The sequence below is a fragment of the Bacillus sp. NSP9.1 genome (genome assembly GCF_000465465.2).
GTDB lineage: Bacteria > Bacillota > Bacilli > Bacillales > Bacillaceae > Bacillus > Bacillus sonorensis_A.
This window is the reverse complement of record NZ_CP048273.1, coordinates 4,019,568-4,043,618: the sequence shown is the minus strand read 5'-3', so window position 1 is coordinate 4,043,618 and position 24,051 is coordinate 4,019,568. Positions and strand designations below refer to the sequence as shown.

Sequence of the window (24,051 nt, the reverse complement as noted above, 5' to 3'; positions counted from 1 at the left end):
TTCCGGTCATCTGAAAATAAATATATTCCTTTGGCAAACGTGCATCGCTATATATGCGGTGCTCTTTTTTGCAAGATTTAAAAAATGCATCCAGTTCATTTGCGAATGAACAGACTGGAAGGAATGAGGGAATGAGGCAGATTATTGCGATGGGCGGCGGCGGTTTTTCTATGGAGCCGGAAAACCTTTTATTAGATCAATATATTTTAGCTCAAGTCAAAAACGATTTACCAAAGGTATGTTTTGTTCCAACAGCCAGCGGTGACCAAACAAATGATATTGAAAGGTTTTATAAGGCGTTTCACACGCTGCCTTGCGAGCCGTCACACTTATCTTTATTTGAACCGCAATTTAAAGAATTGGAGAAATATGTTGTTGAAAAAGATGTGATATATGTCGGCGGGGGAAGTACGAGGAATATGCTTGTTTTGTGGAAGGAATGGGGATTAGATGACGTTTTGCAAAAGGCATATGAAAAAGGGGTTGTACTTGCTGGATTGAGTGCGGGTTCAATTTGCTGGTTTGAAGAAGGGATAACTGACCCGTTGAATGCGCCTTTATATAAGCTCGATGGTCTAGGCTTTCTGAAGGGAAGCCATTGTCCTCATTATGATGGAGAGAGCAAAAGGAAGCCTTCATATCACAAGTTCATCTTGGAAGGAAAAATAAAAGAAGGCTATGCAGTCGATGACGGTGCGGCTGTGCACTTTATCAATGAAACACTGGCTGCTTCTGTCAGTTCCAGGGCAAATGCAAAGTCATACAAAGTCAAATGTGCAAATGGTGAAATCAGTGAAACAGAGATTCGTACAAAGCGCTTAGGTGTTTGCAGAGGTCAAGTATAAGTGAGGGCTCGACGTCTGCGGCATTTTTTAAAGTTGAGCAAAATAAAACTGGGCCCTCTTAATGAGGGCCCAGGATGCGGGTTTAGATTTCCTTTTTCTGACGTTCTGTAAACCTTGGAAAACCGAACAAAATCGCGGCAATCCCGCAAATGCCGATCAAAATCGGATAGAAGGAGTAAGGGAGAATACTGATCGGCGATATTTTGGCGATTTGCGCCGCTGACAGCATTTGCGCGCCGTATGGAATCAGCCCTTGGATGACGCATGAAAAGATATCAAGGATGCTCGCTGATTTCCGGCTGTCAATTCCGTATTGGTCTGATAAATCCTTAGCGAGCGGACCGGCCGTGATGATCGCAATCGTATTATTGGCCGTGGCCAGGTTGGCGGTGCTGACGAGCCCCGCAATTCCGGCTTCAGCTCCTTTTTTCGAACGGACTCTGCGGGAAACAAACTCAAGCAGGAAGGCGATGCCGCCGTTTCGTTTCATCATTTCCGCCATTCCGCCGATCAGAAGAGACAGAATGATCAATTCGGACATCCCGCCGATTCCTTCCGTTATCGCCTGCAGGTAGGAGTGAAGAGTCAGGCTGCCGTCGGAAATGCCGATTACACCGGATAAGACGATTCCGCCAAGGATGACGGCCATCACATTAAAACCGAGAAGCGCAAAAATTAAAACGCCGAGATACGGCAGTACCTTGATCAAGCTGTAAGTCCCTGCCTGTGATACAGGGTGTCCTCCCGATGAGAAAATCATCAGCAGAATGATCGTTACAATCGCTGCGGGCAGCACGATCAAGAAATTCGTTTTGAATTTGTCCGACATTTTTGTTTTTTGTGTGCGGACGGCGGCAATCGTTGTATCAGAAATAAATGACAAGTTATCTCCAAACATGGCGCCGCCGACAACGGCAGCAACCGAAAATGCCGGGGAAACCCCGATTTCAGCGCTGATCCCGGCGCTGATCGGAGCGAGCGCCGCTATCGTGCCGGTTGATGTACCCATTGAAACGGAGATGAAAGCGGCAATGATAAATAAGCCGGCAACCAAAAACTGCCCGGGCACAAGGGAAAGAGCCAGATTCACCGTTGACTCTACAGCCCCCATCGCTTTTGCGACAGAAGAAAACGCCCCCGCCAAAATAAAAATCATCACCATAATCATGATATCGGGATGTCCCGCTCCTGTTGCGAACCACTCGGTCTTGCGGCTGAGCGGCTCCTTTCGGTTCATGGCGAGCGAAACAACCGCCGCGGCAAGAGCGGCTACCAAAATCGGCAGGCTGTAAAAGTCGCCCGTGACAAGCCCTGAGCCGACAAATAAGCAGACAAATAAAAATAGCGGCAAAAGCCCGGAAGCTTTTGCGTTTTGTTTTTGCATATCACGTACACCTCTTCTATTGCTATAACCGTTTTTTCACCAATATTCAACACTTTAAAAGGCGAAAGGCCAAAAGTCAAATGGTAAAATTAGTTCGGGAGAAAATGAATCAAAAAGAGGGGGAAGTCAAATGGACTTTCGAATGGGATCGAAAATGAATATGGCTGAAATGACAAAGGAAATCGGGGAAAAACACGCTAATTTCATCGTCTCTGAAGTGAACGATCATTGCCTGCGGGCCGCAGTCCTGGAGGGAGACTACATATGGCACTTCCACCCGGATTCGGATGAACTGTTTATGGTGATCGAGGGCGAGCTTTTAATCGACTTCAAGGACCGCGGCACAGAAGTGCTGAAGCCGAACGATTCTCTTCTTATACCGCGAGGCGTGATTCACAGGACGCGAGCTGAAAAAAGAACGGTTAATCTTTGCATCGAAAAAACAAACGCGGAAACCGTCATGTTGAATGAAGGCAATGTGTTAAAGCTCATCCGGTGCAAACCGGCCGGACAGGATAAACGCCCGTTCAGTGAGGCTCAGGCGAAATGGACCCCGGTTAAGGACATCAATGGCCTGATCAGACAATGGGGCGGATGGCGGGAGTCTGAATCCGGCCCGGAAGCCGTCGTGATGGCGCTTTGGAAAACAAAACGGGATTATTTGGATTTTATGAGGAACGATCACGATCTGATCTATGAAAACACGAATCAGCAAGACACGTTTGCATCAAGTGTTATTCGCCTTCTTGAAGATCCGGGTGAGATAAGCCGCGCGCTCGAAAAGTATAGCGCGGAGCTTGTCTTTGAACCGGAATGGACGGTCAACGGCACGAGGGTCTAGGACGAGCGGCCGCAGATTTTCGGGAATGTGCTGTTTTTGTTTATTCTTTTTAAGGTGTGGAATGTAAAAACCATAACACTTTATAAAGGAGGAAAACAAAATGGCAAACAATAACGAAAACAACAAAATGAGCAGGGAAGAAGCAGGCAGAAAAGGCGGAGAGGCGACAAGCGAAAACCATGATCAGGAATTCTACCAGGAGATCGGTCAAAAAGGCGGAGAGGCGACAAGCGAAAACCATGATCAGGAATTCTACCAGGAGATCGGTCAAAAAGGCGGAGAGGCGACAAAACGCAACCATGACAAAGAATTCTATCAAGAAATCGGTGAAAAAGGCGGAGAAAAAACGAGTCAAAATCATGACAAGGAGTTCTACCGGGAAATTGGCGAAAAAGGCGGACGCCAAAGAAGAAGCGGATAATCCTAATCAAGAAAAGGGAGGGCTTTACAGAAGCTCCTCTCTTTTATTATGCTTCACCATACAGTGTCCTTCATTGTCTAAATTAAAATATGATAAATTATTGATCCGGAAAAGAGATTTCCGCGTTGTTTTGTTATATAATTTCAAATGATACTCTAATTGTAATTATGAAACTTTGAATATGCTAAAAAAGTTAAGGACTAAAGTACTGGTGGGAGTGTACTCGAATGGCAGCGTTGTTTAAATTTTTTCAGCACCCTGGGGTCAGGCGTTTTTTTGTTTTTGTTGTTTTGGCGGGCGTTTTATATATGTTCCGAAGCATGATGAATCTGATTTTGCTCACATTTATTTTTACGTTTTTAATGAACCGTTTGGAAAGTGTGATCAGCAGCTTTTTAAATCGTTTTATAAAGGTCAGCCAGAAACTGATCGTATCCTGTTTATATGCGGCTCTTGCCATCGGGCTTTCAATTGGCGGGGTCATGTATTATCCCGTGATCGTCATACAGATTCAGCAGCTTATTAAACAAGGAAAATATATCGCGTCACACCCTGACAGTATTCCTTTTCTTGATATGTTCACAAATATCTTCGGCGATTTCAACCTGACACACTATATGGAAAAAGGACTGAACTTTATCTATACATACATTACGGATATCGGCACCTTCGGCTTGCAAGTGCTGATGTCGTTAATTCTCAGTATGTTCTTCCTGATTGAAAAAGATAAAGTGATGAGCTTGATGAATAAATTTAAAACGAGCAAGGTCGCCGTTTTTTATGAGGAAATCGCGTTTTTTGGAAAAAAATTCACGAGAACGTTCGGCAAAGTGCTGGAAGCGCAATTCATCATTGCGACGATTAATTGTGCGCTGACGACAATCGCTCTCGGGATTATGGGGTTTCCCCAGCTTTTCGGCCTGGCGGTCATGGTGTTTTTCCTCGGACTGGTTCCTGTCGCCGGTGTTGTGATTTCCCTCATTCCGCTGAGCATCATTGCATACAGCATTGGAGGGATCGCCTATATCGTCTCACTGGTGCTGGTCATTATGATTGTCCACGCGATCGAAACTTATTTTTTGAATCCGAAATTGATGTCTGCAAAGACAGAGCTGCCCATTTTCTTTACGTTTATCGTGCTGATTTTCTCCGAACATTTTATTGGGATTTGGGGTCTGATCATTGGGATTCCGATATTTGTCTTTTTACTGGATATACTTGATGTTACAAATAAGGAAGAAAACCGAACCGCGAAATAGCATATATTTGTAAATTCGAAAAGGTGGTTTACATATTTCGAATTTTCAGGTATAACTGTTATATAACGATATAAAGCCACACGTTTAATCCTTTTGTAGGAGTGGGGGACCCGATCATTTGGGGTGAATTTTTTAGTTCAAAGGAACTGAAAGACGGACATCTCTTCGTCCGAACCCGTCAGCTAACCTCATCAACGTGAAGAGAGTCATGTGGAACCAATTGAAATGGTAAAAGCCCGTGGGAGATCTCTCATGGGCTTTTTTTAGAAAGGGGAGGCATCAATATGAAGTTAGCTACAAAGATTATCATCGGTTTGTTGCTCGGTGCGGCGGTCGGCATTTTGTTGAATGTCACGTCACCGGATTTGTTCAGCAAGCTTAATACATTTTTATTCGGGCCGCTTGGCACGATCTTTTTAAATCTGATTAAAATGCTTGTCGTTCCGATTGTTTTCTTCTCTCTCACTTTAGGGGTAGCAGGACTCGGAGATCCGAAAAAACTGGGGAGAATCGGAGCGAAGACGATTGGGTACTTTTTGACGACGACTGCGGTCGCCATCATCATCGGACTTATTTTGGCATTGGTCATTCAGCCTGGTAAAATTGGAACTTACGACACAAGCGGTGCGGAATATTCGGCAGAGAAAGCGCCGAGCGTTGCTGAAACGCTCTTGAATATCATTCCGACAAACCCTGTTCAGGCAATGGCTGAAGGGAATATGCTGCAAATTATCGCATTCTCCATTTTAGTCGGGCTCGGGATTACGATGCTTGGAAAAAAAGCGGACGCCCTTCTGAAAGTGGTCGAACAGGGGAATGACTTGATGATGTTCCTTGTCAATTTTGTCATGAAGTTCGCGCCTTACGGAACGTTCGGCTTGATCGCGGGTGCAATCGGAAGCCAAGGTTGGGATGCGATCAAAGCGATGGGGCTTTATATGATTGTCGTTGTGCTTGCCCTGTTCATTCATGCGATCGTCACATACGGATCAACGGTTGCTTTAATCGCAAAACGAAATCCGATTACATTCTTTAAAGATTTTTCAGAAGTCATGATTGTGGCATTCAGTACGTCAAGCAGTAACGCGACACTGCCTGTTTCCATGGACGTCGCCCAAAGAAAGCTGAAGGTTCCTGAGCCGATCTCGAGCTTTGTTCAGCCGCTCGGCGCTACGATCAACATGGATGGAACGGCGATCATGCAAGGGGTGGCGACAGTCTTTATCGCTCAAGTGTACGGTGTGGATCTGACTTTGACCCAGCTGTTGACAGTTGTTCTGACAGCGGTGCTTGCAAGCATTGGTACGGCGGGGGTTCCCGGCGTCGGATTGATCCTTCTGGCGATGGTTCTGCAAACGGTTGGTCTTCCTGTTGAAGGAATTGCCCTAATATTGGGAATTGACAGATTGTTGGACATGATTCGGACTGCTGTCAATACAACAGGGGATGCGGCCTGCGCTGTCATTGTCACCGAGACGGAGAAAAAACACGGCAAAATCGAGGCGCCTCATACAGAAGTGTCCATGTAAATCAAACATGCTATAATCAAACAGTGCCTGTTTTTAGGCACTGTTTATTTTTTGGGGGAAAAAGAGGAGGAAGCCATGACAAAGCATCCTGTTTTACATATAGAAAGCGTCAGCAAAAATATGGACGGCCGAAAGATACTGCATGATATCCACTTAAAAGCGTATGCCGGGGAAATCATCGGTTTGCTCGGTCCGAACGGCTCGGGAAAAACGACGCTCATCAAATTGATCACCGGTTTGATCAAAAAAAAGAGCGGCTCAATTATCATCAACGGTTTTCCGATTGACCGCCAATTTGAAAAAGCGATTCAAGCCGTCGGGGCGATCGTGGAAAACCCCGAATTTTATCCGTACCTATCAGGCTATGAAAATCTGAAACATTATGCCAACATGCATGCCGGCATCACTCGAGAAAGGTTGGCGGAAGTCGCCGCCAGGGTCGGGCTTGAAGCTGCGATTGATGATAAAGTGAGAACCTACTCGCTCGGAATGAAGCAGCGCCTCGGAATTGCCCAGGCGATTCTCCACAGGCCGAAGCTGTTGATTTTGGATGAACCGACAAACGGATTGGATCCGGCGGGAATGAAGGATTTTCGCGAACATTTGCGGGAGCTTGCACAGGCGGAGGGAACGGCTATCCTGTTTGCCACTCACCTGCTCAAAGAAGTTGAAGATCTCTGCGACCGGGTTGTCATCCTGCAAAAAGGAAAGATCAAATCGGAAGTCGGCTTGAGGAATACCGACGAAAAGCAGGAAAAAGCGCTTTTCGAAGTTGAGCCGCAGCAAAAAGCGCTGCAATGGCTGACAGAACATGGGTTTGAAGCGCGTTCCGAAAAAGGACGGCTGGCCGTCAAAGTCGCGAAAGCGCAAATACCGGCTGTGAATCAAAAGCTTGTCGAAAACGGGATCGACGTCTATTCGATCGCTCCGTTTAAGCACTCCCTTGAGGATGAATATATGGCGCTGACGAATGGAATGGAAGAGGGGAATACCGATGTTTAAACTGATTCAAAATGAGCATGTCAAACTGCTGAAGAGAAAGGTGACATTCGTTGCGCTGGCGCTGACTGTGGCGCTGCAGTTCCTGCTTGCACTGGTGACCAAAAGGATACTGATGGGCGCGGGAACCGATGACCATTTCATCGGCTATTTCTCATTTGCCCCAAACCTCAATATTCTGCTGCAGGTACTCTCAATTGCCGTGGCCGCTTCGATCATCTCTTTTGAATACGATAAAAAAACGATCAAATTTTTGCTGATCCGCCCTGTCAGCAGGGAGAAAATATTGATTTCCAAATTTTTGACGAGCGTGATGGCAAGCATTTGGCTTTATATCATCTACTACGGATTTTCCTTGCTGTTCGGCCTGATCTTTTTTGGTGTGAAGCTTGATGAAAAAGCTGGAACACTGTTTTTGAATACGCTCCAGCTGATCGGATCAGAGTGGCTGGAAGTATTGTTAATGGTCTCGTTCGCGTTTTTCTGTTCGGCATTGTTTAGAAGCAGCGCGCTCAGCATCATGGTTTCGATCGTCGTTCTGTACGGAGCGAAAGCGCTCGTGACGATCATGTCCTATTTGGAAAATCCGCTGGGGAAATTTTTGCTGTTTGCCAACACTGATTTTACCCAATACGCGGAACACGCCAAACCGCTTTTCAGCGGGATGACACCCTTTTTTTCGATCGGCATCATCCTCGTTCACTTCGCATTTTTTCTCGGTGCGGCATGGTGGAGTTTTTGCAGGCGGGACATGAAGGTGTAAAAGTTATTTTTCAAAAGTGTGACGAAAGGAATGACATTTTTGTGAAAGATGTTGCATTTACCGACTAAATTTCCTATTTTCCTTTATAATTTGAACGATAAGGGAATGGGGGATGAGACATCTATGAGAAAATTGATAACGGTGCTGCCGATTATCTTATTGTTGTCATTTTCATTCGTATCTTTTGCATTTCATTTCAGTCATCTTGTCTATTTTAGACTTGCACTTGGGTTGTTTTCGCTTGCAGGTTTGTTGATGTTGTATAAATTAAAAAAACGCGTTTTGCTGTTCATGGCCTATCTGTATGCTAGCTGGATCGCACTGGCCGGCATCGCCGCTTATGAAGAACCGCTTTTTTCCAACTTCTTCTTCGGCGGCCTGGTGATGACGATGGGTTATTTAACATACATGTTGATTTATCTCAGCATGAAGGAAGACGTACGGGACGGCCAGACCGTTTAAAGGAAAAAGTACACACTCATTTGAGTGCGTGCTTTTTTTGTATGATAATGGTTATTGGTTGCACATCCAGTTTTATCAATCTATAATACTTATTAAACTTATCGGAATTATGTCAGGAGGGTGCCGTGTGGGCTCAGTATTTGTAAAAAATGAAAAACAGCAGGAATGGCTTAGTAAAATCGGAAAGCTTGCCGATGAATTTGCGAAAACGTCGGCCTATTATGATGAACATGCTCTGTTTCCGACAGAACATATTCAAAAGCTCCGTGATTCAGGCTATACGGCTTTGACTGTCGGCAAAGACTACGGAGGAGAAGGCATTTCGCTTTATGATATGCTGCTGTTTCAGGAAAGGCTGGCAAAAGGGGACGGACCGACGGCTCTCAGCATCGGCTGGCACTTGAGCGTCATGGGTGAGCTGGCGGAAGGAAACAGCTGGGGTCGTGAAGTGTTCACAATGGTTTCTGAAGAAGCGCTGAAGGGTGCGCTTGTCAACAGAGCGGCCAGCGAAGCGCAGACAGGCAGTCCGACAAGAGGCGGCCGTCCGGGAACGAATGCGGTCAGAAAAGAAAGCGGCTGGGTTGTCAGCGGCAGGAAAACCTTTACGACAATGTCTCATGTTCTTGATTATTTTCTTGTCACCGCCTGGATTGAAGAAAAACAAACGGTCGGCGTCTTTTTGATTCATAAGGACACAGAAGGCGTAACGATCGAAGAAACATGGGATATGATCGCGATGAGAGGAACCGGGAGCCATGATCTCGTCCTGACTGATGTCTTTTTGGACGATTCCATGCTTGTGGAACTGCAGACGAACAAAAGAACGGATAAACTCAACGGCTGGCTTTTGCACATACCGGCCGTCTACCTTGGCATCGCGCAAGCAGCGAGAGACTATGCCGTCCAATTTGCGGAGGATTATACGCCAAACAGTCTAAAAGGACCGATTAAAGAAGTGCCCGCAGTTCAGCGGCATATCGGTGAAATGGATCTGGAACTGATGAAGGCGCGCCATTTTTTGTATCATGTCGCAGAACTTTACGATGACCCTAAACGCCGAGGCTTATTGACGGGGGAACTTGGAGCTGTCAAACACGCGGCGACAAACACGGCGATTGCTGTCGTAGACAAGGCGATGCGGGTTGTCGGAGCGAAAAGCCTTGCAAGAACAAACCCGCTTCAAAGATACTACCGCGACGTTCGGGCCGGCCTTCACAACCCGCCGATGGATGATGCGACAATCAGCAGGCTTGCCGGACTCGCATTTAGTGAATAAGGGTTTGCTTTAAAAAAGCCGGACTTAAAAAGTCCGGCTCTTTTATGCTTGCTTGTCTTTGGAAACAGAAAGGATGCTGTTTTCATGTCTGCGGTCGATTTTTTCATAAATCATATCCATTTGTTTAGGACTGTGGATGATTTCCTTCTTGTATTCTTCGACAAGCTGATGATAAGGTTTTATTTTTCGCTTTGTCATGATTATCCGCCTTTCTTTAATGATCGGTATTCGCTTTCAAGCTCGCTTAAAGTCAATTCATAAAGATGGCGTTCTTCTTTTTTGTATATACCAAGCTGGATTAACCGCTGTATTAACTGTTTTTTTCTTGATTCCACTGCTTCTGCTAATTGAGGGGCCATACATATTCACCTCATATTCTTAATCGATATTGATAATCATTATCAATTAACATTATACAAAACAAGATCGCCTTCTGTAAAGGGACATCCGTTAAAGAATATTGAAGAAGGTTGCAAAATATGAATGATTATCCAATTAGAAGGCAAAAAAAAGAAGCCGACATGGGCTTCACAACTAGAAAAAATAATTGCAAAATAGGAACAAAAATCATTCTACCCGAATATAAAAAGCGAATCAAGAATTTTTTGCGACATTTCGACAAAGTGCGTTTCCCGGGAAATACTAGATGTCGAATCGGGAGTCGGGCCGAATCTGTTGAAACAATTTTGGCATCTCTTCCGTCTTTTTTAAAGGGAAAGGACATGGGCTTTCCCATGTCCACAAGACATAAAATGCGGATATCATACGAATTAGCTTATGTGTTCTGATAAAAATTCGTTCACTTCTTCAGGCGTCTTGGCGTTTGCGCTGTGAAGGTGGCCTGTTTTTTCTCCGTTTTTGAAGATTAAAAGGCTCGGAATGCCCATGACTTGATATTTGTCGGCAAGCTCCGGAAGATCATCTTTGTTCAGTTCATACCAGTCATTGTCCTGATAAGCGTCAAGGATGTCGCCGATGAACATGTTCATGCGGGTGCAGTCAGGACACCAGTCGGCGAAAAACTTCACGATGATTTCTTTATCGGATTGGATCAGTTCATTAAATTGTGCTTCAGTTGTGATTTTTTTCAATTGCAACCTCTCCTTTTCAATGCCATTGTAATATAAAATGAAAAGGATTTACATATAAAAGCTTTTTTCTTAGGCTGCTCATGTATGTCTAAAATTATTAGATCATTTTCTCCGGAAAGTGATAAGATAGTAAAGATGAATCCAGTGGGGGGAGTACGAATTGAAGACAAGATTAGGATTGGTATACGGCGGGAAATCAGCGGAGCATAACGTTTCCCTGCAAACCGCACTAGCCGTCACGAAAGCGTTGGATACTGAAAAATTTGATATACATCCGATTTATATAACTGAACAAGGCGAATGGGTCAGGGGGCCGCAGCTGACAGAGCCTGTGTCAAACGTTAAAATGCTGCAGTTCGAGCAGACGGGCCGGACGTTCTCGCCTGCCCTTTTAAACCGCGACATGTTTCCGGGGCAGTCTGATGCCAAAGAAGAATCTGTCGATGTTGTGTTTCCGCTTTTGCACGGACCGAATGGAGAAGACGGCACCATTCAAGGCATGCTGGAACTGCTGAATGTTCCTTACGTCGGAAATGGGGTTTTGGCTTCTTCTGCTGGTATGGATAAAGTGGTCATGAAGCACCTGTTTGCACAAGCGGGGCTTGATCAGGCGAAATACGCTTCCTTTGTGAAAAAAAGCTGGAATGAAGCGAAGGAAGAGAGCTATGATCAGGTTGAAGAGAAGCTGGGCTATCCGTGCTTTGTCAAACCGGCAAACCTCGGGTCAAGCGTCGGCATCAGCAAATGCCGGAACCGTGACGAGCTTGATAAAGCTTTTGAGCTTGCTTTTCAATATGACCGGAAAATCGTTGTTGAGGAAGGTGTGATCGGCCGCGAAATTGAAATCGGCGTTCTCGGAAATGATGATCCGGCTTGTTCAGTCGCGGGCGAAATCGCTCCGAAGAAAGACTTTTACGACTACAAAGCAAAATATGAAGACGGTGACACCGATTTGATCATCCCGGCTTCTTTAACAGAAGATGAATATGAAACAATCAGCGCCATGGCGGTTAAAGCTTTTCAGGCGATTGACGGTTCAGGCCTTGTCAGAGCCGACTTCTTCTTGACAAATGAAGGGAAGGTGCTGATCAATGAGGTCAATACGATGCCCGGATTTACACCGTTCAGCATGTTTCCGCTCTTATGGAAGCAAGCAGGAGTCGACTATGCTGAATTGATCGAAAAGCTCGTCGCTTTGGCGATCGAGCGCCATGAAGAAAAACAGCAGATTAAACATACTTTTTAAACGGGTGCAGCCGGCAATCCGGCAGCTCCAAGACCAAAATCCGGCATGGGGTTAGAAAGGTGCGGACCGCGGTTTCGCTTCCTGAAATCTTTAGACACTATCTGTTCTGATAGTGTCTCTTTTCCTTGCTGGAGAAAGAGAGGGAAGAAGATGATAAAAAGAACGGTAAAAGAAATGGCTGAAATGGCGGGAGGCCGCCTGCTCGATGAAAATTTCGGCGGAAGGCTCGTCAAAGGCGTCTCAACAGATTCAAGAAAGCTGGCGACAGACCAGTTGTTTATTCCGCTGACAGGTGAGCGATTCAACGGCCACGCTTTTGTAGAACAGGCCTTTCGCGAGGGTGTTGCCGCGGTTTTGTGGAACCGAAGCGAACCGAATCCGCCGGAAGGAAAAGCGGTCATCATCGTCGATGATACGCTCGAAGCACTGCAAAACCTCGCCAAAGCGTACCGCCATCAGCTTGATGTCAAAGTGGTCGGCGTAACCGGCTCAAACGGGAAAACGACAACGAAGGATATGATTCATGCCGTTTTGGGAACGGAGTATAAAGTGCATAAAACAGAAGGAAATTATAACAATCATATCGGTTTGCCGCTTACGATACTGGCGATGCCGGAAGATACGGAAATTGCCGTTCTCGAGATGGGGATGAGCGCCAAAGGAGAAATCGATTTTCTGACCCGCCTGGCGCGACCGGATATTGCCGTCATCACCAACATCGGTGAATCGCATCTCCTTGAACTCGGATCAAGGGAAGCGATCGCCGAAGCAAAGCTTGAGATCGTCAACGGTCTTTCAAATGAAGGCACATTGATTTATATCGGTGATGAGCCGCTTCTGTCCGATCAGCTTAAACAAACTCCGTACCATACAAAGACGTTTGGCGAGGGTGCGGCTTTGGATTATCAGCTGGAGGATGTCAACCAGTCGGAAGAAGGAACTGCTTTCCGCGTCAGAGGCATTGAAACCCGCTTTTTTATACCTGTTCTCGGCAAGCACAATGTCAAAAACGCGCTGGCGGCCATTGCGGCAGGGGACTTGTTGAAAGTCAGCCGCCCGCACATTGCCGAAGGGCTGACAAAGCTGAAGGTCACGGGGATGCGGCTTGAGCTCGTGAAAACGAAGGCCGGCGTTGCCGTCATTAATGATGCCTACAATGCAAGCCCGACATCGATGAAAGCAGCGATTGAGCTGGTGGAGCAAATGAAGGGCTACGGCAAAAAAATGCTCGTTCTTGGCGATATGCTTGAGCTTGGCGAAGGGGAAAAAGTTTTTCACGAAGAAATCGGGAAAGCGATTCACCCGGAAGCGGTCGACTTTGTATTTGCATACGGAGACCTCGGGGCATATATTGCCAAAGGAGCAATGAAGCATTTTCCTGAGCACCGCGTCTTCCATTTTGGCAAAGAGGATAAAGACAGTCTCAAGGAAGCGCTGAAAGCAAAAGCGAACGCCGGAGACTTAATTCTTGTCAAAGCGTCAAGAGGGATGCGGCTTGAGGAAACGATAAAAGACTTGTAAGGGAGTCAGAAAGTCGTTTGAAGATATGATAAACAGGAAAAAGAAACGGGTGAAAAGTCATGATCGGATGTTTATGCATTCATGGTTTTACCGGAGCTCCGTACGAGGTTGAACCGCTGGCTGCCCACTTAAAAAAAGCGACCGGCTGGCATGTTGAACTGATCACTCTGCCGGGACATGGAGATATGCCGGCTTTAAAAGGCGTCAGTTACCAGGAATGGATAGCCTGCGCTGAAGTTGAGCTCGTCCGTCTTCTTAAAACATGTGAAACCGTATGTTTAATCGGCTTTTCGATGGGCGGAATGATAGCCGCCTATTTGGCGGGAAAGTACCCTGTCAGCCGCCTCGTGCTTTTGAGCGCGGCTGCCCAATATATCAGCCCCGGACAGCTGATTCAGGATCTGAAGAATGTGATCAAGGATTCATTCCAAGGCAAGCTTGAGGATAATCTGCTGTACAAAAGGTACAAAGAAAAGCTGACAAGCACACCGGTTTCCTCGGCTCTCCAGTTTCGCAAGCTGGTCAAAGCGACAAAACCGGCTTTGAAAAACCTGCGCATCCCTGTGCTCATCGTCCAGGGGGAATGCGATGCCATCGTCCCTTTATCAAGCGCCTATTATTTGTATGAGACGATTCCTTCCGAGGAAAAAGAACTTTGCCTTTTGTCGGATTCCAAGCATCATGTCTGCCTTGAAGAAAACCCCGCATCCCTGTTTCAAACCGTGGAAACATTTCTCAAGCATGGGCTCTGATGGATTTAAAAAAATAAATAATTCCTTAAGATTTTGGAAAAACTATAACCCGTGGAGAGTAGGGTCGGGAAAAATAAATATCTAACCATATAAAGCCTGTGTTACAATGTGTAAAAGATGCTCCAAAGGCGATTTCTTAAATTCTTAAGCCGGGGCTCTGTTTTGCCGGGTTAGGACAGGCGGCAGGCCCTCTTGGCCGGCCCGGAAAAAAATGCCGCATGAGAGCACATCCCGTCGTCTCGTCTTGTTGAAAAACATATAACGGAATGGTAATATAACATGTAAAGTAATTCGGGCTTTGTATAAGTATGAACCTGTCCTTTATATAAAGGGCAGTTTTTATTGATGAAACACGACATTACTGAAACAGTAAGCAGAAGGAGTTTGAATACATTGACTATAACGTTTCAAGATTTCCAATTAAGTTCTGATCTCACTAAAGCGATTGAGCGTATGGGATTTGAAGAAGCAACACCGATTCAAGCGCAAACGATTCCGCTTGGCCTTGCAAATAAAGATGTCATCGGACAAGCGCAAACAGGAACAGGAAAAACGGCTGCATTTGGCATCCCCCTTGTTGAGAAAATCGACCCCGAGTCTCCTAACATTCAAGCCATTGTTATCGCACCTACTCGTGAATTAGCCATTCAAGTTTCTGAAGAGCTATACAAAATCGGAAAAGATAAGCGTGCACGAGTGCTGCCAATTTACGGAGGACAGGATATCGGCCGGCAAATTCGCGCACTTAAGAAAAATCCTCACATCATCGTCGGAACTCCGGGCCGTCTGATCGACCATATCAACCGCCGCACGATGCGCCTGCAAACGGTCAACACCGTTGTGCTTGACGAGGCGGATGAAATGCTGAACATGGGATTCATCGAGGATATCGAATCGATTCTTTCCAATGTGCCTGAAGACCATCAGACACTGCTGTTTTCCGCAACAATGCCGGCGCCGATTAAGCGGATTGCCGAGCGTTTTATGAACGAACCTGAGCACATTAAAGTAAAAGCAAAGGAAATGACGGTATCAAACATTCAGCAATTCTACCTTGAAGTGCATGAACGGAAAAAGTTTGATACACTGACGCGTCTGCTCGACATTCAGTCGCCTGAGCTTGCGATCGTATTCGGCCGCACGAAACGCCGTGTTGATGAACTGACGGAGGCGTTGAACCTGCGCGGCTATACGGCTGAAGGAATTCACGGAGATTTAACACAGGCAAAGCGGATGGTCGCCCTCCGCAAATTCAAGCAAGGCGCAATTGAAGTGCTTGTTGCAACAGACGTCGCCGCCCGCGGTTTGGACATTTCCGGTGTCACACACGTCTACAACTTCGATGTCCCTCAAGATCCGGAAAGCTATGTACACCGCATCGGAAGAACGGGACGCGCGGGTAAAACGGGTATGGCGATGACCTTCATCACACCGCGTGAAAAGGATATGCTGCGCGCCATCGAACAAACGACAAAACGCAAAATGGACCGGATGAAAGCGCCGACTCTTGACGAGGCGATTGAAGGACAACAGCAGGTGACTGTTGACCGCATCCGCACGATTATTGACGAAAACAATCTGAACTTCTATATGTCCGCGGCTGCGGAGCTGCTTGAAGACCATGATTCTGTCACGGTCGTGGCGGCTGCCATCAAAATGATGACAAAAGAGCCGGATAATACGCCTATTCGCTTAACAGAGGAGGCGCCGCTCAGAACGAAGCGGAACAAAAACAACCACCACCGTTCATCTAAGCGCAGAGACGGCGGCGGATACAGAGGAAAAGGAAAGAACAGCCGTTCATCCTATGATAAAAAGCGTTCTTCTAATGACAGACGCCAGAAAAAATCATATCATTCTTAATCAGAAGGCGGATCCTTTTAACGGATTCGCCTTTTTTAAAAGGTGCAAATGAGTGAAACATTTTCCGCTTGAAAAACGTACATAAGAATAAAGATTGGGGGAGTCAAATGTTGAGAAATGAACCGAAAAATCAAATCAGCCGTGATGGCGTAAAAGTATGGAGAATTTCCGCAATCATCACATCATTCATTTTATTTCTGACAGCCGCCGGTTTGACCGTGCTTTGCGTGGTTTTTCAGTGGCCTTTATGGATCGGGATTTTGGCAGGCGCCGTATGGCTGATCCTTTCCATTTTCACCATATGGATTATCCCGAATCTCCGCCACAAAATATGGCGCTATGAAGTCCATGAGAATGAAATTGATATTCAGCACGGGATTTTCGTCGTGACGCGCGTGATCGTGCCGATGGTCAGGGTTCAGCATGTTGATACATCACAAGGGCCGCTGCTGAGAAAATACAATCTCGCTTCAGTGCAAATTTCAACAGCGGCGACAACCCATTCAATCCCGGCTCTCGATATGGAAGAAGCCGATCAGCTCAGGGATTTCATCTCCCGTTTGGCAAGGGTGACAGAAGATGATGTCTGAACCGAAGCGTATGCACCCGGCAGCCATGATTCTCAATTTTTTTACCGGGCTTGTTGAAACCGTTAAGAATTATATCATTCCTTTTGGTGTGGCCTTTTTCTTAAATCAAAACCATCTTGTCAAAATGATAGCGATCGCTGCGGGTGTGCTGATTTTCCTTTTTTTGATTGCAAGCAGCATAATCAAATGGCGGAAATTCACCTATCGGATTGAGGAGGATGAACTGCGGATCGAGGAAGGTCTGATCACCAGAAAGAAAAGGTACATTCCGATTGAGCGCATTCAAACGATCAACACGAGCGCGGGTCTCATCCAGCAAATGTTTAAGCTTGTCAAGCTTCAGGTCGAAACGGCCGGTGACGGCAAAGAAGCGGAAGTGTCCCTTGTCGCCATCACACAGGAAGAAGCTGACAATATCCAGCAGGTTCTGTTTGACAGGAAGCGGGAAATAACAGGTATTGCAACAGGTGAAGCAGGACTGCAAAAAGAGGCTGTCGAGAAAGTGGAAGAAGCACCGCAGGCACCTGAGCTGACATATAAAATGAGCGGGCAGGAGCTTCTCGTCGCCGCCTCGACTTCAAGCGGCATCGGCGTGATCATTTCAGGGGTTTTCGCCTTTATTACTCAAATCGACGATGTTTTCAATTTGGACTGGCTGTATGAGCGTTTTTCTTTTTTGAACAGCGCCGGGGCCGCCGTCATCGGACTGGTCGTCTTCATCGGACTGGTCATCGCCTGGCTGCTCAGCGTCATCGGGATGCTTTTAAAATATGCGAATTTCACGATCGTGAGAAAAAACAAAGACATTATCATTTCCCGGGGGCTGATCGAAAAGCATCAAACGACCATTCCGCTGCAGCGTATTCAGGCGATTAAAATAAAAGAAAGCCTGATCAGGCAGCCGTTCGGCTATGCAACCGTCACAATCGTCAGCGCCGGCGGAAGCGCGATGGAAGAGGACAAATCAACCGTCTTGTTTCCGATCATCAAGAAAAAACAGATCAAAAAACATCTTTGTGATTTTCTTCCGGATTATGCTCCTGAAGAAGAATTGAACCGTTTGCCGAAGCGGTCGATGAGAAGGTATTTGCTGCGCGCGTCCTGGCCTGTTCTCGCGGTGATTCCCCTCAGCATATTTCTGTCGCCATGGGGGTATTTATCCATCCTGTTGATCCCTCTTTTTTGGATCATCGGCTACTTGGCTTACCGTGATGCCGGATGGAAAATCAGCGGTGACAGGCTGATCGTGTCCTCCCGCTTCATCAGCAGGACGACAGCCGTCGTCAAGCGCCGGCGCATGCAGGTTTTTGAGGTCAGCCGTTCGTTTTTTCAGCGCAGAAGAAAGCTTGTTTCCATTCATACATCAACAAAATCATCCATTTTAATGGAGAAGTTTTCTGTAGCTGATGTGGATCAGAAAGATTCGGAAGAGATTTTTGCTTGGTATTCCTATGAAAAAAGAGTGACCGGTCAATAGCCGCCACTCTTTTTTTTGACGAGCAGCGGTGAAAGCGCAAATCCGCCGATCAGGCCAAAAATGTGAGCCATGATGTTAATGTTTTGATTGATAAACGTCATCAAAACAGAAACGGCAAGAATGGTCACAATGATTTGCGAATTTTCTCTGCCCATCAGCTCTTTTTTAAACAGCGCGATGTATAAATAAACGCCGAACAAGCCGAAGATGGCTCCGGAAGCCCCGACATGCATATACTCAAGAGGCTCGATGAAAAAGGTGCCGATATTGCCGGCCACACCGGCTGCTAGATAAATGATGATGAATCTTAGCTTGCCCAGCATCCGCTCAAGTCCGGGAGCAAATAAAAACAGCGACATCGAGTTGAAGAGCAGGTGCGCAAAACCCCCGTGAATGAAAATCGGCGTTGCCAGCCGCCACCATTCGCCGTTGGCAATGCCCCAGTTAAATCCGATCAAGGCATCGGACCACATTTGCACACCGGGAAGAGGGATGATAAAAAGAATCCAGATGGCAAGCTGCAGGGCCAATATAGCGGTCGTCACCGGAAAAAGCCTGATAAACGTCTGAAAATTTTCTGTTCTGATAAACATGCCCAAGCCCCTTTACAATGATCTCGTACATCTATAGTAACACGTTTATGAGCGGGCGCCGGAAAAGTATGCCGATGAAACGAATTCAAAAGGTTGTCATGCTAGTCTGCATATTGTCTCACCCACCCTCATATATTGGGTAGTGCAATAAGGGAGACAAGTCGTTGCAGGCTTTTATGGTACGCATGCCGATCCTGGCCGGCCCCTGTTTTAAAGGCGTACCGTTAAAGTCGAACAAGCGGTTTCTTCCTTTTTACATCAATGATTAAAAAGGGGTTGAAAAAGGTGAGAAAAAGCTTTGTTTTGCTTTTAACGGGGCTGCTTGTCGTCTTTATGCTTTCTGCCTGCGGCCAAAAATCGCAAGAAGATGTTGTGACGGGGCTCGATAAGAAGGCAAAAGAATACACGTCCTATAAGGCAAAAGCAAAAATGACGATCGAAACGGGCAATGAACCGCAAGAGTATAATGTGGAGATCTGGCATAAAAAACCTTCTTTTTACCGGGTCTACTTGGAAAACCCGAAAAAAGACCAAAGCCAGGTGATTTTGCGAAATGAAAACGGCGTGTTTGTCTTGACGCCATCCTTGAACAAAAGCTTCCGTTTTCATAGCGATTGGCCAAACAACAGCAGCCAGGTCTATTTGTTTGAATCACTCGTAAAAGACATCAAAAACGATGGAGAAGCTTCCTTTTCAGCAAAGGACTCAAAGTATACTTTTGAAACGAAGACAAACTATCAGCATAATCAGATGCTCCCCACACAAGAAATCGTATTCAATAAGAAAAACATGGCCCCTCAATCGGTGAAGGTGATGGATACAGACCGAAAAACAATGGTAAAGGTTGAATTCACAAGCTTTGAATTTAATAAACCTTTTGATAAAGACTCTTTCGATGAAAAGAAAAATATGACGCTTTCTCAAATAGATGTGGCGACAAGCGCTGAGCCGTCGGACACATTCGCCGTCAAAACGCCGCTTGATGTACCGCAGGGCGCAAAAAAACTTGAAGAAAAGGAAATCACGACAGATGACGGCAAAAGAGTCATCATCACATACGGCGGAGAAAAATCGTTCACTTTAATCCAGGAAAAAGCCCGCGTCGCCAAAACTTCGACAGCGGTTACCATGAACGGTGAACCGGTCAACCTCGGATTTACAGTCGGTGTTTTAACAGACAAATCAGTTTCTTGGACATATGACGGAGTCGATTATTTCATCTCATCAGAGGACCTCTCCCAGGATGAGCTTCTGATGGTTGCCAAAAGCATGCAGGGTCAATCGTCCAAGTAACTGCAGCCCAAACAGCTTGTTCTTCGATAGACGGAAGAACAGGCTGTTTTTATTTTCAATCAATGTATGTTTTAAAGACTGCTTCCGCAAAATGTATATGGAACCAGCAATTTATTGGGAGAATACAGAGGACAAAATTTCCCTTTCAACGGCTTTTTTAGTATGATGGGGGAAGATGATTTGAAACAGAACAGGAAGTGTCAATGGATGAGCTTAAAACCGTTTTATAGAAAGACCTGGGCGGAGATCGACTTAACGGCATTAAAAGAAAATGTCCGCAATATGAAGCGGCATATCGGCGAAGATGTTCATCTGATGGCCGTTGTAAAAGCGAATGCCTATGGTCATGGAGATGTACAGGTGGCGAAGGCGGCTCTTAGCGAAGGGGCGTCTATTCTTGCCGTGGCTTTATTGGATGAAGCGCTCTCATTGAGAGCGGGAGGGATTGACGAACCGATACTTGTCCTCGGCGCGGTGCCGCCGGAGTATGCCGGTATTGCTGCAGACAAGCGGATTATCTTAACGGGCTATTCGGTGCAATGGCTGAAGGAAGTGCTCGGCTGCCTCGATGACACCGGGGCTCCTCTTGAATTCCATCTAAAAATCGACACGGGGATGGGGCGGCTCGGCTGCAAAACGGAAGAGGATATAAAAGAGATGATGGAGATCACCGAATCGAGTCAAAAGCTTGATTGCACAGGGGTTTTCACCCATTTTGCGACAGCTGATGAATTGGATACCGATTATTTCAACATGCAGCTGAACCGTTTCGAAGAGCTGATCAGACCGCTCCCGCTCGATCGCATTATGGTGCATTCATCAAACAGCGCCGCCGGTCTGCGTTTCAAAAAACAGCTTTTTAATGCCGTCCGTTTCGGCATAAGCATGTACGGCTTGTCGCCGTCAACGGAAATAAAGGACGAGCTTCCGTTCCGGTTGCGGGAAGTGTTCTCGCTCCACACTGAACTCACCCATGTGAAAAAAATCAAAAAAGGTGAAAGCGTCAGCTATGGAGCGACGTATACGGCCACGCACGACGAATGGATCGGAACCGTAGCGGTCGGCTATGCCGATGGATGGCTGCGCCGTCTGGCCGGCACAGAAGTGCTGATTGACGGGAAAAGGCAGAAGATCGCCGGCAGAATCTGTATGGATCAGTTTATGATTTCCCTTCCCGAAGAATATCCGGTCGGCACAAAAGTGACATTGATCGGCAGACAAGACGACGAATGGATTCCAGTCGATGAAATCGCTAAAAGGCTGGAGACGATTAATTATGAAATTACGTGCATGATAAGTTCGCGGGTCCCCCGTATGTTTTTGGAAAATGGGAGTATAATGGAAATAAGGAATCCGATCTTGCCTAATCATATTTGAAAATAAATCATAAGCGGAAAAACAGCTTTGCTTGCGGAGAGAATAGTGATATGATTATGATTGGAATGGAATTGTATCCGTAAGTTTGGTGGAGGTGTATGTTTTTGTCTGAATCCAGCGCAACAACTGAAATTATGATTCGCTTGCCAGAAGCTTTAGTATCGGAACTTGATGGTGTCGTCATGCAAGATAACGGGAGCAGAAATGAACTGATTTACCAAGCCACAAAAATGTATTTACGCGAGCGCAAAAATCGACAAATTCGGGAATCGATGAGACGCGGTTATATGGAGATGGCAAAAATCAATTTGAACATCTCTTCCGAGGCACAATTTGCAGAGTATGAGGCTGAAAACACAGTAGAGCGCTTAGTAAGCGGAGGATAATCATTTGATTGTTAAACGCGGCGATGTTTATTTTGCTGATCTATCTCCTGTTGTTGGCTCAGAACAAGGCGGGGTGCGCCCGGTTTTAGTGATACAAAACAACATCGGCAATCGCTTCAGCCCAACTGCTATTGTTGCAGCCATAACAGCCCAAATACAGAAAGCAAAATTACCTACCCACGTCGAAATTGATGCGAAACGCTATGGTTTTGAAAGAGATTCCGTTATATTGCTCGAACAGATTCGGACGATTGATAAGCAAAGATTAACGGACAAAATCACTCATCTCGATGATGAAATGATGGAAAAAGTCAACGAAGCCTTACAAATCAGTTTGGCCCTTATCGATTTTTAATAAGAACACAGAGTTGCTCATACTTAAGAGCAACTTTTTTTGTGTTCAAAAATAACAAACGATATAATAATACTGTTAGTCCAAAAATTGTTATCGCATGTAGTTGGGGGGATGAACATGTCGAATCAAGCGGTATTATCGTTTATTTCAGAACATCAAGATGAGCTTGCGCAAAATCTGGCCGATATTCTGAAAAACTTGAACAAAAAAATATCAAACGCAAAACTGACTGAACACATGTATCAGACGATCAGCAATGAATACATTGATATTTTGCTGAACCATTCAGACACAGATGATGACAAAGTGATCGACACGATTTATCAGTTTTCTTCAAAGGCTGTGCAGATGAGTGTTCCGCTCAAGCTTCTCTCATCAGGGGTGGGGGCGTTTTGGAAGCACCTTTACTATGAAATGAACAAGGATGTTCCTGAAGACAAGCAGTGCTACGATCTGATCTGGCAGATCGATCATTTTATCGAACCGATCAACAGCGAAATTTTGAATCAATACGCCATTTCCTGGGAAAAAACCGTTGCTCTGCAAAAGGTTGCTTTACAAGAGCTGTCCGCTCCGCTCATTCCGGTGTTTGACAACATTACGGTGATGCCTCTCGTCGGTACGATCGATACGGAGCGCGCCAAAAAAATCATGGAAAATCTTTTGAGCGGTGTCGTCAAGCATCGTTCAGAAGTGGTTTTAATCGACATTACGGGAGTGCCGGTTGTCGATACGATGGTGGCGCACCACATCATTCAAGCTTCTGAAGCTGTCAGACTGGTCGGGGCTAAATGCCTGCTCGTCGGAATTCGCCCGGAAATCGCGCAGACGATTGTCAATCTGGGAATTGACCTCACCCAGGTCATTACAAAAAACACCCTGCAAAAAGGAATTCAAACGGCATTGGAAATGACGGACAGAAAAATTGTTTCACTGGAGGAATAGACGTTGAGAGTGCCTAAAATTCCCATATTGAAACTGTACAATTGTTTGCTGGTATCCATTCAAGTGGAGCTCGATGACCAAACCGCTCTGAACTTTCAGGAGGATTTGCTCAATAAAATTTATGAAACAGGATCGAACGGAGTGGTGATCGACCTGACATCAGTGGATATCATCGATTCATTCATCGCCAAAGTGCTTGGCGATGTGATCGCAATGTCAAAACTCATGGGGGCCAAAGTCGTTCTGACCGGCATACAGCCGGCTGTTGCCGTGACATTGATTGAACTCGGCATTTCGCTGGACGAGATCGAAACGGCGCTCGATCTCGAAAAAGGGCTCGAGACATTGCAGCGGGAATTGGGGGAATAGACATGAAAGACCAGTCCTGTGTGAAGATTTTGACAGAGTGGGATATCGTGGCTGCCAGACAGCTCGGGCGAAATGTCGCGAAAGAACTGGGATTCGGCACAGTCGACCAGGCCAGGATTACGACGGCCATTTCTGAGCTGGCCCGGAACATCTATTTATATGCCGGCAAAGGTCAAATTTGTATCGAACAGGTTCAAGAAAGGGGTAAAAAGGGATTGAAAATCACTGCGGTGGATGAAGGGCCGGGAATCGCCGACATCAGGAAGGTGATGGAAGACGGTTTCTCGACTTCAGGCGGTCTTGGAGCCGGACTCCCGGGGGTAAAGCGTTTAATGGATCAATTCGAATTGAATTCAGACGCAGAAAATGGAACAGACATACAAGCCGTAAAGTGGCTGCGGTAGGAGGGGAGAA

The 24,051-nt window shown here is 46.1% G+C and carries 27 protein-coding genes, 1 pseudogene and 1 riboswitch; of the genes and pseudogenes, 23 read left to right on the top strand and 5 right to left on the bottom strand.

The window, feature by feature from the left end:
• Positions 1-131 precede the first annotated feature (131 nt).
• The gene (locus tag M654_RS21000) at positions 132-845 is read left to right on the top strand and encodes a Type 1 glutamine amidotransferase-like domain-containing protein (RefSeq protein WP_026585971.1); all 714 of its coding nucleotides are present in this window, start codon (positions 132-134) and stop codon (positions 843-845) included.
• Between the two features lie 82 nt (positions 846-927).
• Here the strand turns inward: M654_RS21000 and M654_RS20995 are convergent, their stop codons facing one another.
• The gene (locus M654_RS20995; protein ID WP_026585972.1) at positions 928-2,229 is read right to left on the bottom strand and encodes a Na+/H+ antiporter NhaC family protein; all 1,302 of its coding nucleotides are present in this window, start codon (positions 2,227-2,229) and stop codon (positions 928-930) included.
• 142 nt (positions 2,230-2,371) lie between these two features.
• On the opposite strand from M654_RS20995, the pseudogene M654_RS24240 reads away from it, so the two are divergent.
• The 9 genes and pseudogenes from M654_RS24240 to M654_RS20955 form a co-directional block, all read left to right on the top strand.
• Positions 2,372-2,701: pseudogene (locus tag M654_RS24240) on the top strand (cupin domain-containing protein); the annotation flags it as partial.
• Positions 2,690-3,070: a DUF4937 domain-containing protein gene (locus M654_RS24235; RefSeq protein WP_328700294.1), complete on the top strand. Its 381-nt coding sequence runs from the start codon at positions 2,690-2,692 to the stop codon at positions 3,068-3,070. The pseudogene M654_RS24240 and the gene M654_RS24235, both read left to right, overlap by 12 nt.
• 100 nt (positions 3,071-3,170) lie before the next feature.
• Positions 3,171-3,491 (top strand): KGG domain-containing protein, encoded by a 321-nt coding sequence (locus tag M654_RS20985; RefSeq protein WP_026585974.1) that lies wholly within the window; start codon positions 3,171-3,173, stop codon positions 3,489-3,491.
• Between the two features lie 227 nt (positions 3,492-3,718).
• Positions 3,719-4,750 (top strand): AI-2E family transporter, encoded by a 1,032-nt coding sequence (locus tag M654_RS20980; RefSeq protein WP_026585975.1) that lies wholly within the window; start codon positions 3,719-3,721, stop codon positions 4,748-4,750.
• Between the two features lie 71 nt (positions 4,751-4,821).
• A riboswitch (cyclic di-AMP (ydaO/yuaA leader) is annotated at positions 4,822-4,961 on the top strand.
• A gap of 73 nt (positions 4,962-5,034) precedes the next feature.
• Positions 5,035-6,279, top strand: a complete 1,245-nt coding sequence (locus M654_RS20975; RefSeq protein ID WP_026585976.1) for a dicarboxylate/amino acid:cation symporter — start codon at positions 5,035-5,037, stop codon at positions 6,277-6,279.
• Between the two features lie 75 nt (positions 6,280-6,354).
• Positions 6,355-7,281: an ABC transporter ATP-binding protein gene (locus M654_RS20970; protein WP_026585977.1), complete on the top strand. Its 927-nt coding sequence runs from the start codon at positions 6,355-6,357 to the stop codon at positions 7,279-7,281.
• Complete coding sequence (locus M654_RS20965; RefSeq protein ID WP_026585978.1) at positions 7,274-8,041, top strand: ABC transporter permease; 768 nt, start codon at positions 7,274-7,276, stop codon at positions 8,039-8,041. Before M654_RS20970 ends, M654_RS20965 begins: the two co-directional genes overlap by 8 nt.
• A 123-nt stretch (positions 8,042-8,164) precedes the next feature.
• Positions 8,165-8,503: a hypothetical protein gene (locus M654_RS20960; protein WP_026585979.1), complete on the top strand. Its 339-nt coding sequence runs from the start codon at positions 8,165-8,167 to the stop codon at positions 8,501-8,503.
• Between the two features lie 109 nt (positions 8,504-8,612).
• Positions 8,613-9,779: an acyl-CoA dehydrogenase family protein gene (locus tag M654_RS20955; protein ID WP_035427906.1), complete on the top strand. Its 1,167-nt coding sequence runs from the start codon at positions 8,613-8,615 to the stop codon at positions 9,777-9,779.
• A gap of 42 nt (positions 9,780-9,821) precedes the next feature.
• Here the strand turns inward: M654_RS20955 and fbpB are convergent, their stop codons facing one another.
• The 3 genes from fbpB to M654_RS20940 form a co-directional block, all read right to left on the bottom strand.
• A complete protein-coding gene (gene fbpB, locus M654_RS20950; RefSeq protein WP_026585981.1) occupies positions 9,822-9,977 on the bottom strand; it encodes a Fur-regulated basic protein FbpB in 156 nt (51 codons plus the stop codon).
• A gap of 2 nt (positions 9,978-9,979) precedes the next feature.
• The gene (locus M654_RS20945; protein WP_035427860.1) at positions 9,980-10,138 is read right to left on the bottom strand and encodes a Fur-regulated basic protein FbpA; all 159 of its coding nucleotides are present in this window, start codon (positions 10,136-10,138) and stop codon (positions 9,980-9,982) included.
• 411 nt (positions 10,139-10,549) lie between these two features.
• Positions 10,550-10,870, bottom strand: coding sequence for a thioredoxin family protein (locus M654_RS20940; RefSeq protein ID WP_026585983.1), 321 nt, complete (start codon positions 10,868-10,870; stop codon positions 10,550-10,552).
• Positions 10,871-11,030: 160 nt separating this feature from the next.
• Here M654_RS20940 and M654_RS20935 point away from each other — a divergent pair, with 160 nt between their 5' ends.
• The 6 genes from M654_RS20935 (at position 11,031) to M654_RS20910 (ending at position 18,319) form a co-directional block, all read left to right on the top strand.
• Positions 11,031-12,116 carry a D-alanine--D-alanine ligase gene (locus M654_RS20935; protein ID WP_026585984.1) on the top strand — a complete coding sequence of 362 codons (1,086 nt, stop codon included), beginning with the start codon at positions 11,031-11,033 and terminating at the stop codon, positions 12,114-12,116.
• Positions 12,117-12,266: 150 nt separating this feature from the next.
• Positions 12,267-13,637, top strand: a complete 1,371-nt coding sequence (locus tag M654_RS20930) for a UDP-N-acetylmuramoyl-tripeptide--D-alanyl-D-alanine ligase (protein ID WP_026585985.1) — start codon at positions 12,267-12,269, stop codon at positions 13,635-13,637.
• A 59-nt stretch (positions 13,638-13,696) separates the two neighbouring features.
• Positions 13,697-14,389 (top strand): alpha/beta hydrolase, encoded by a 693-nt coding sequence (locus tag M654_RS20925; RefSeq protein WP_026585986.1) that lies wholly within the window; start codon positions 13,697-13,699, stop codon positions 14,387-14,389.
• Between the two features lie 393 nt (positions 14,390-14,782).
• Positions 14,783-16,252: a degradosome RNA helicase CshA gene (gene cshA / locus M654_RS20920; protein WP_026585987.1), complete on the top strand. Its 1,470-nt coding sequence runs from the start codon at positions 14,783-14,785 to the stop codon at positions 16,250-16,252.
• Between the two features lie 110 nt (positions 16,253-16,362).
• Positions 16,363-16,842, top strand: coding sequence for a PH domain-containing protein (locus tag M654_RS20915; RefSeq protein WP_026585988.1), 480 nt, complete (start codon positions 16,363-16,365; stop codon positions 16,840-16,842).
• Positions 16,832-18,319 (top strand): PH domain-containing protein, encoded by a 1,488-nt coding sequence (locus M654_RS20910; protein ID WP_026585989.1) that lies wholly within the window; start codon positions 16,832-16,834, stop codon positions 18,317-18,319. Before M654_RS20915 ends, M654_RS20910 begins: the two co-directional genes overlap by 11 nt.
• Here the strand turns inward: M654_RS20910 and M654_RS20905 are convergent.
• Positions 18,313-18,912 carry a rhomboid family intramembrane serine protease gene (locus M654_RS20905; protein ID WP_026585990.1) on the bottom strand — a complete coding sequence of 200 codons (600 nt, stop codon included), beginning with the start codon at positions 18,910-18,912 and terminating at the stop codon, positions 18,313-18,315. The genes M654_RS20910 and M654_RS20905 overlap by 7 nt on opposite strands.
• A 276-nt stretch (positions 18,913-19,188) precedes the next feature.
• Between M654_RS20905 and M654_RS20900 the strand changes: the two genes are divergently transcribed.
• The 7 genes from M654_RS20900 (at position 19,189) to M654_RS20870 (ending at position 24,041) form a co-directional block, all read left to right on the top strand.
• A complete protein-coding gene (locus M654_RS20900) occupies positions 19,189-20,205 on the top strand; it encodes a LolA family protein (RefSeq protein ID WP_142246052.1) in 1,017 nt (338 codons plus the stop codon).
• Between the two features lie 207 nt (positions 20,206-20,412).
• Entirely contained in the window at positions 20,413-21,582 is a 1,170-nt protein-coding gene (gene alr / locus M654_RS20895) for an alanine racemase (protein ID WP_026585992.1), read from the top strand.
• A 104-nt stretch (positions 21,583-21,686) separates the two neighbouring features.
• A complete protein-coding gene (locus tag M654_RS20890; protein WP_026585993.1) occupies positions 21,687-21,968 on the top strand; it encodes a CopG family ribbon-helix-helix protein in 282 nt (93 codons plus the stop codon).
• A gap of 4 nt (positions 21,969-21,972) precedes the next feature.
• Positions 21,973-22,323, top strand: a complete 351-nt coding sequence (gene ndoA / locus M654_RS20885) for a type II toxin-antitoxin system endoribonuclease NdoA (RefSeq protein WP_003179128.1) — start codon at positions 21,973-21,975, stop codon at positions 22,321-22,323.
• A gap of 117 nt (positions 22,324-22,440) precedes the next feature.
• Positions 22,441-23,268, top strand: coding sequence for an RsbT co-antagonist protein RsbRA (locus tag M654_RS20880; RefSeq protein ID WP_026585994.1), 828 nt, complete (start codon positions 22,441-22,443; stop codon positions 23,266-23,268).
• Positions 23,269-23,271: 3 nt separating this feature from the next.
• The gene (locus M654_RS20875) at positions 23,272-23,637 is read left to right on the top strand and encodes an STAS domain-containing protein (protein WP_026585995.1); all 366 of its coding nucleotides are present in this window, start codon (positions 23,272-23,274) and stop codon (positions 23,635-23,637) included.
• A gap of 2 nt (positions 23,638-23,639) precedes the next feature.
• Positions 23,640-24,041 (top strand): anti-sigma regulatory factor, encoded by a 402-nt coding sequence (locus M654_RS20870; protein ID WP_026585996.1) that lies wholly within the window; start codon positions 23,640-23,642, stop codon positions 24,039-24,041.
• The last annotated feature ends 10 nt before the right edge of the window (positions 24,042-24,051 follow it).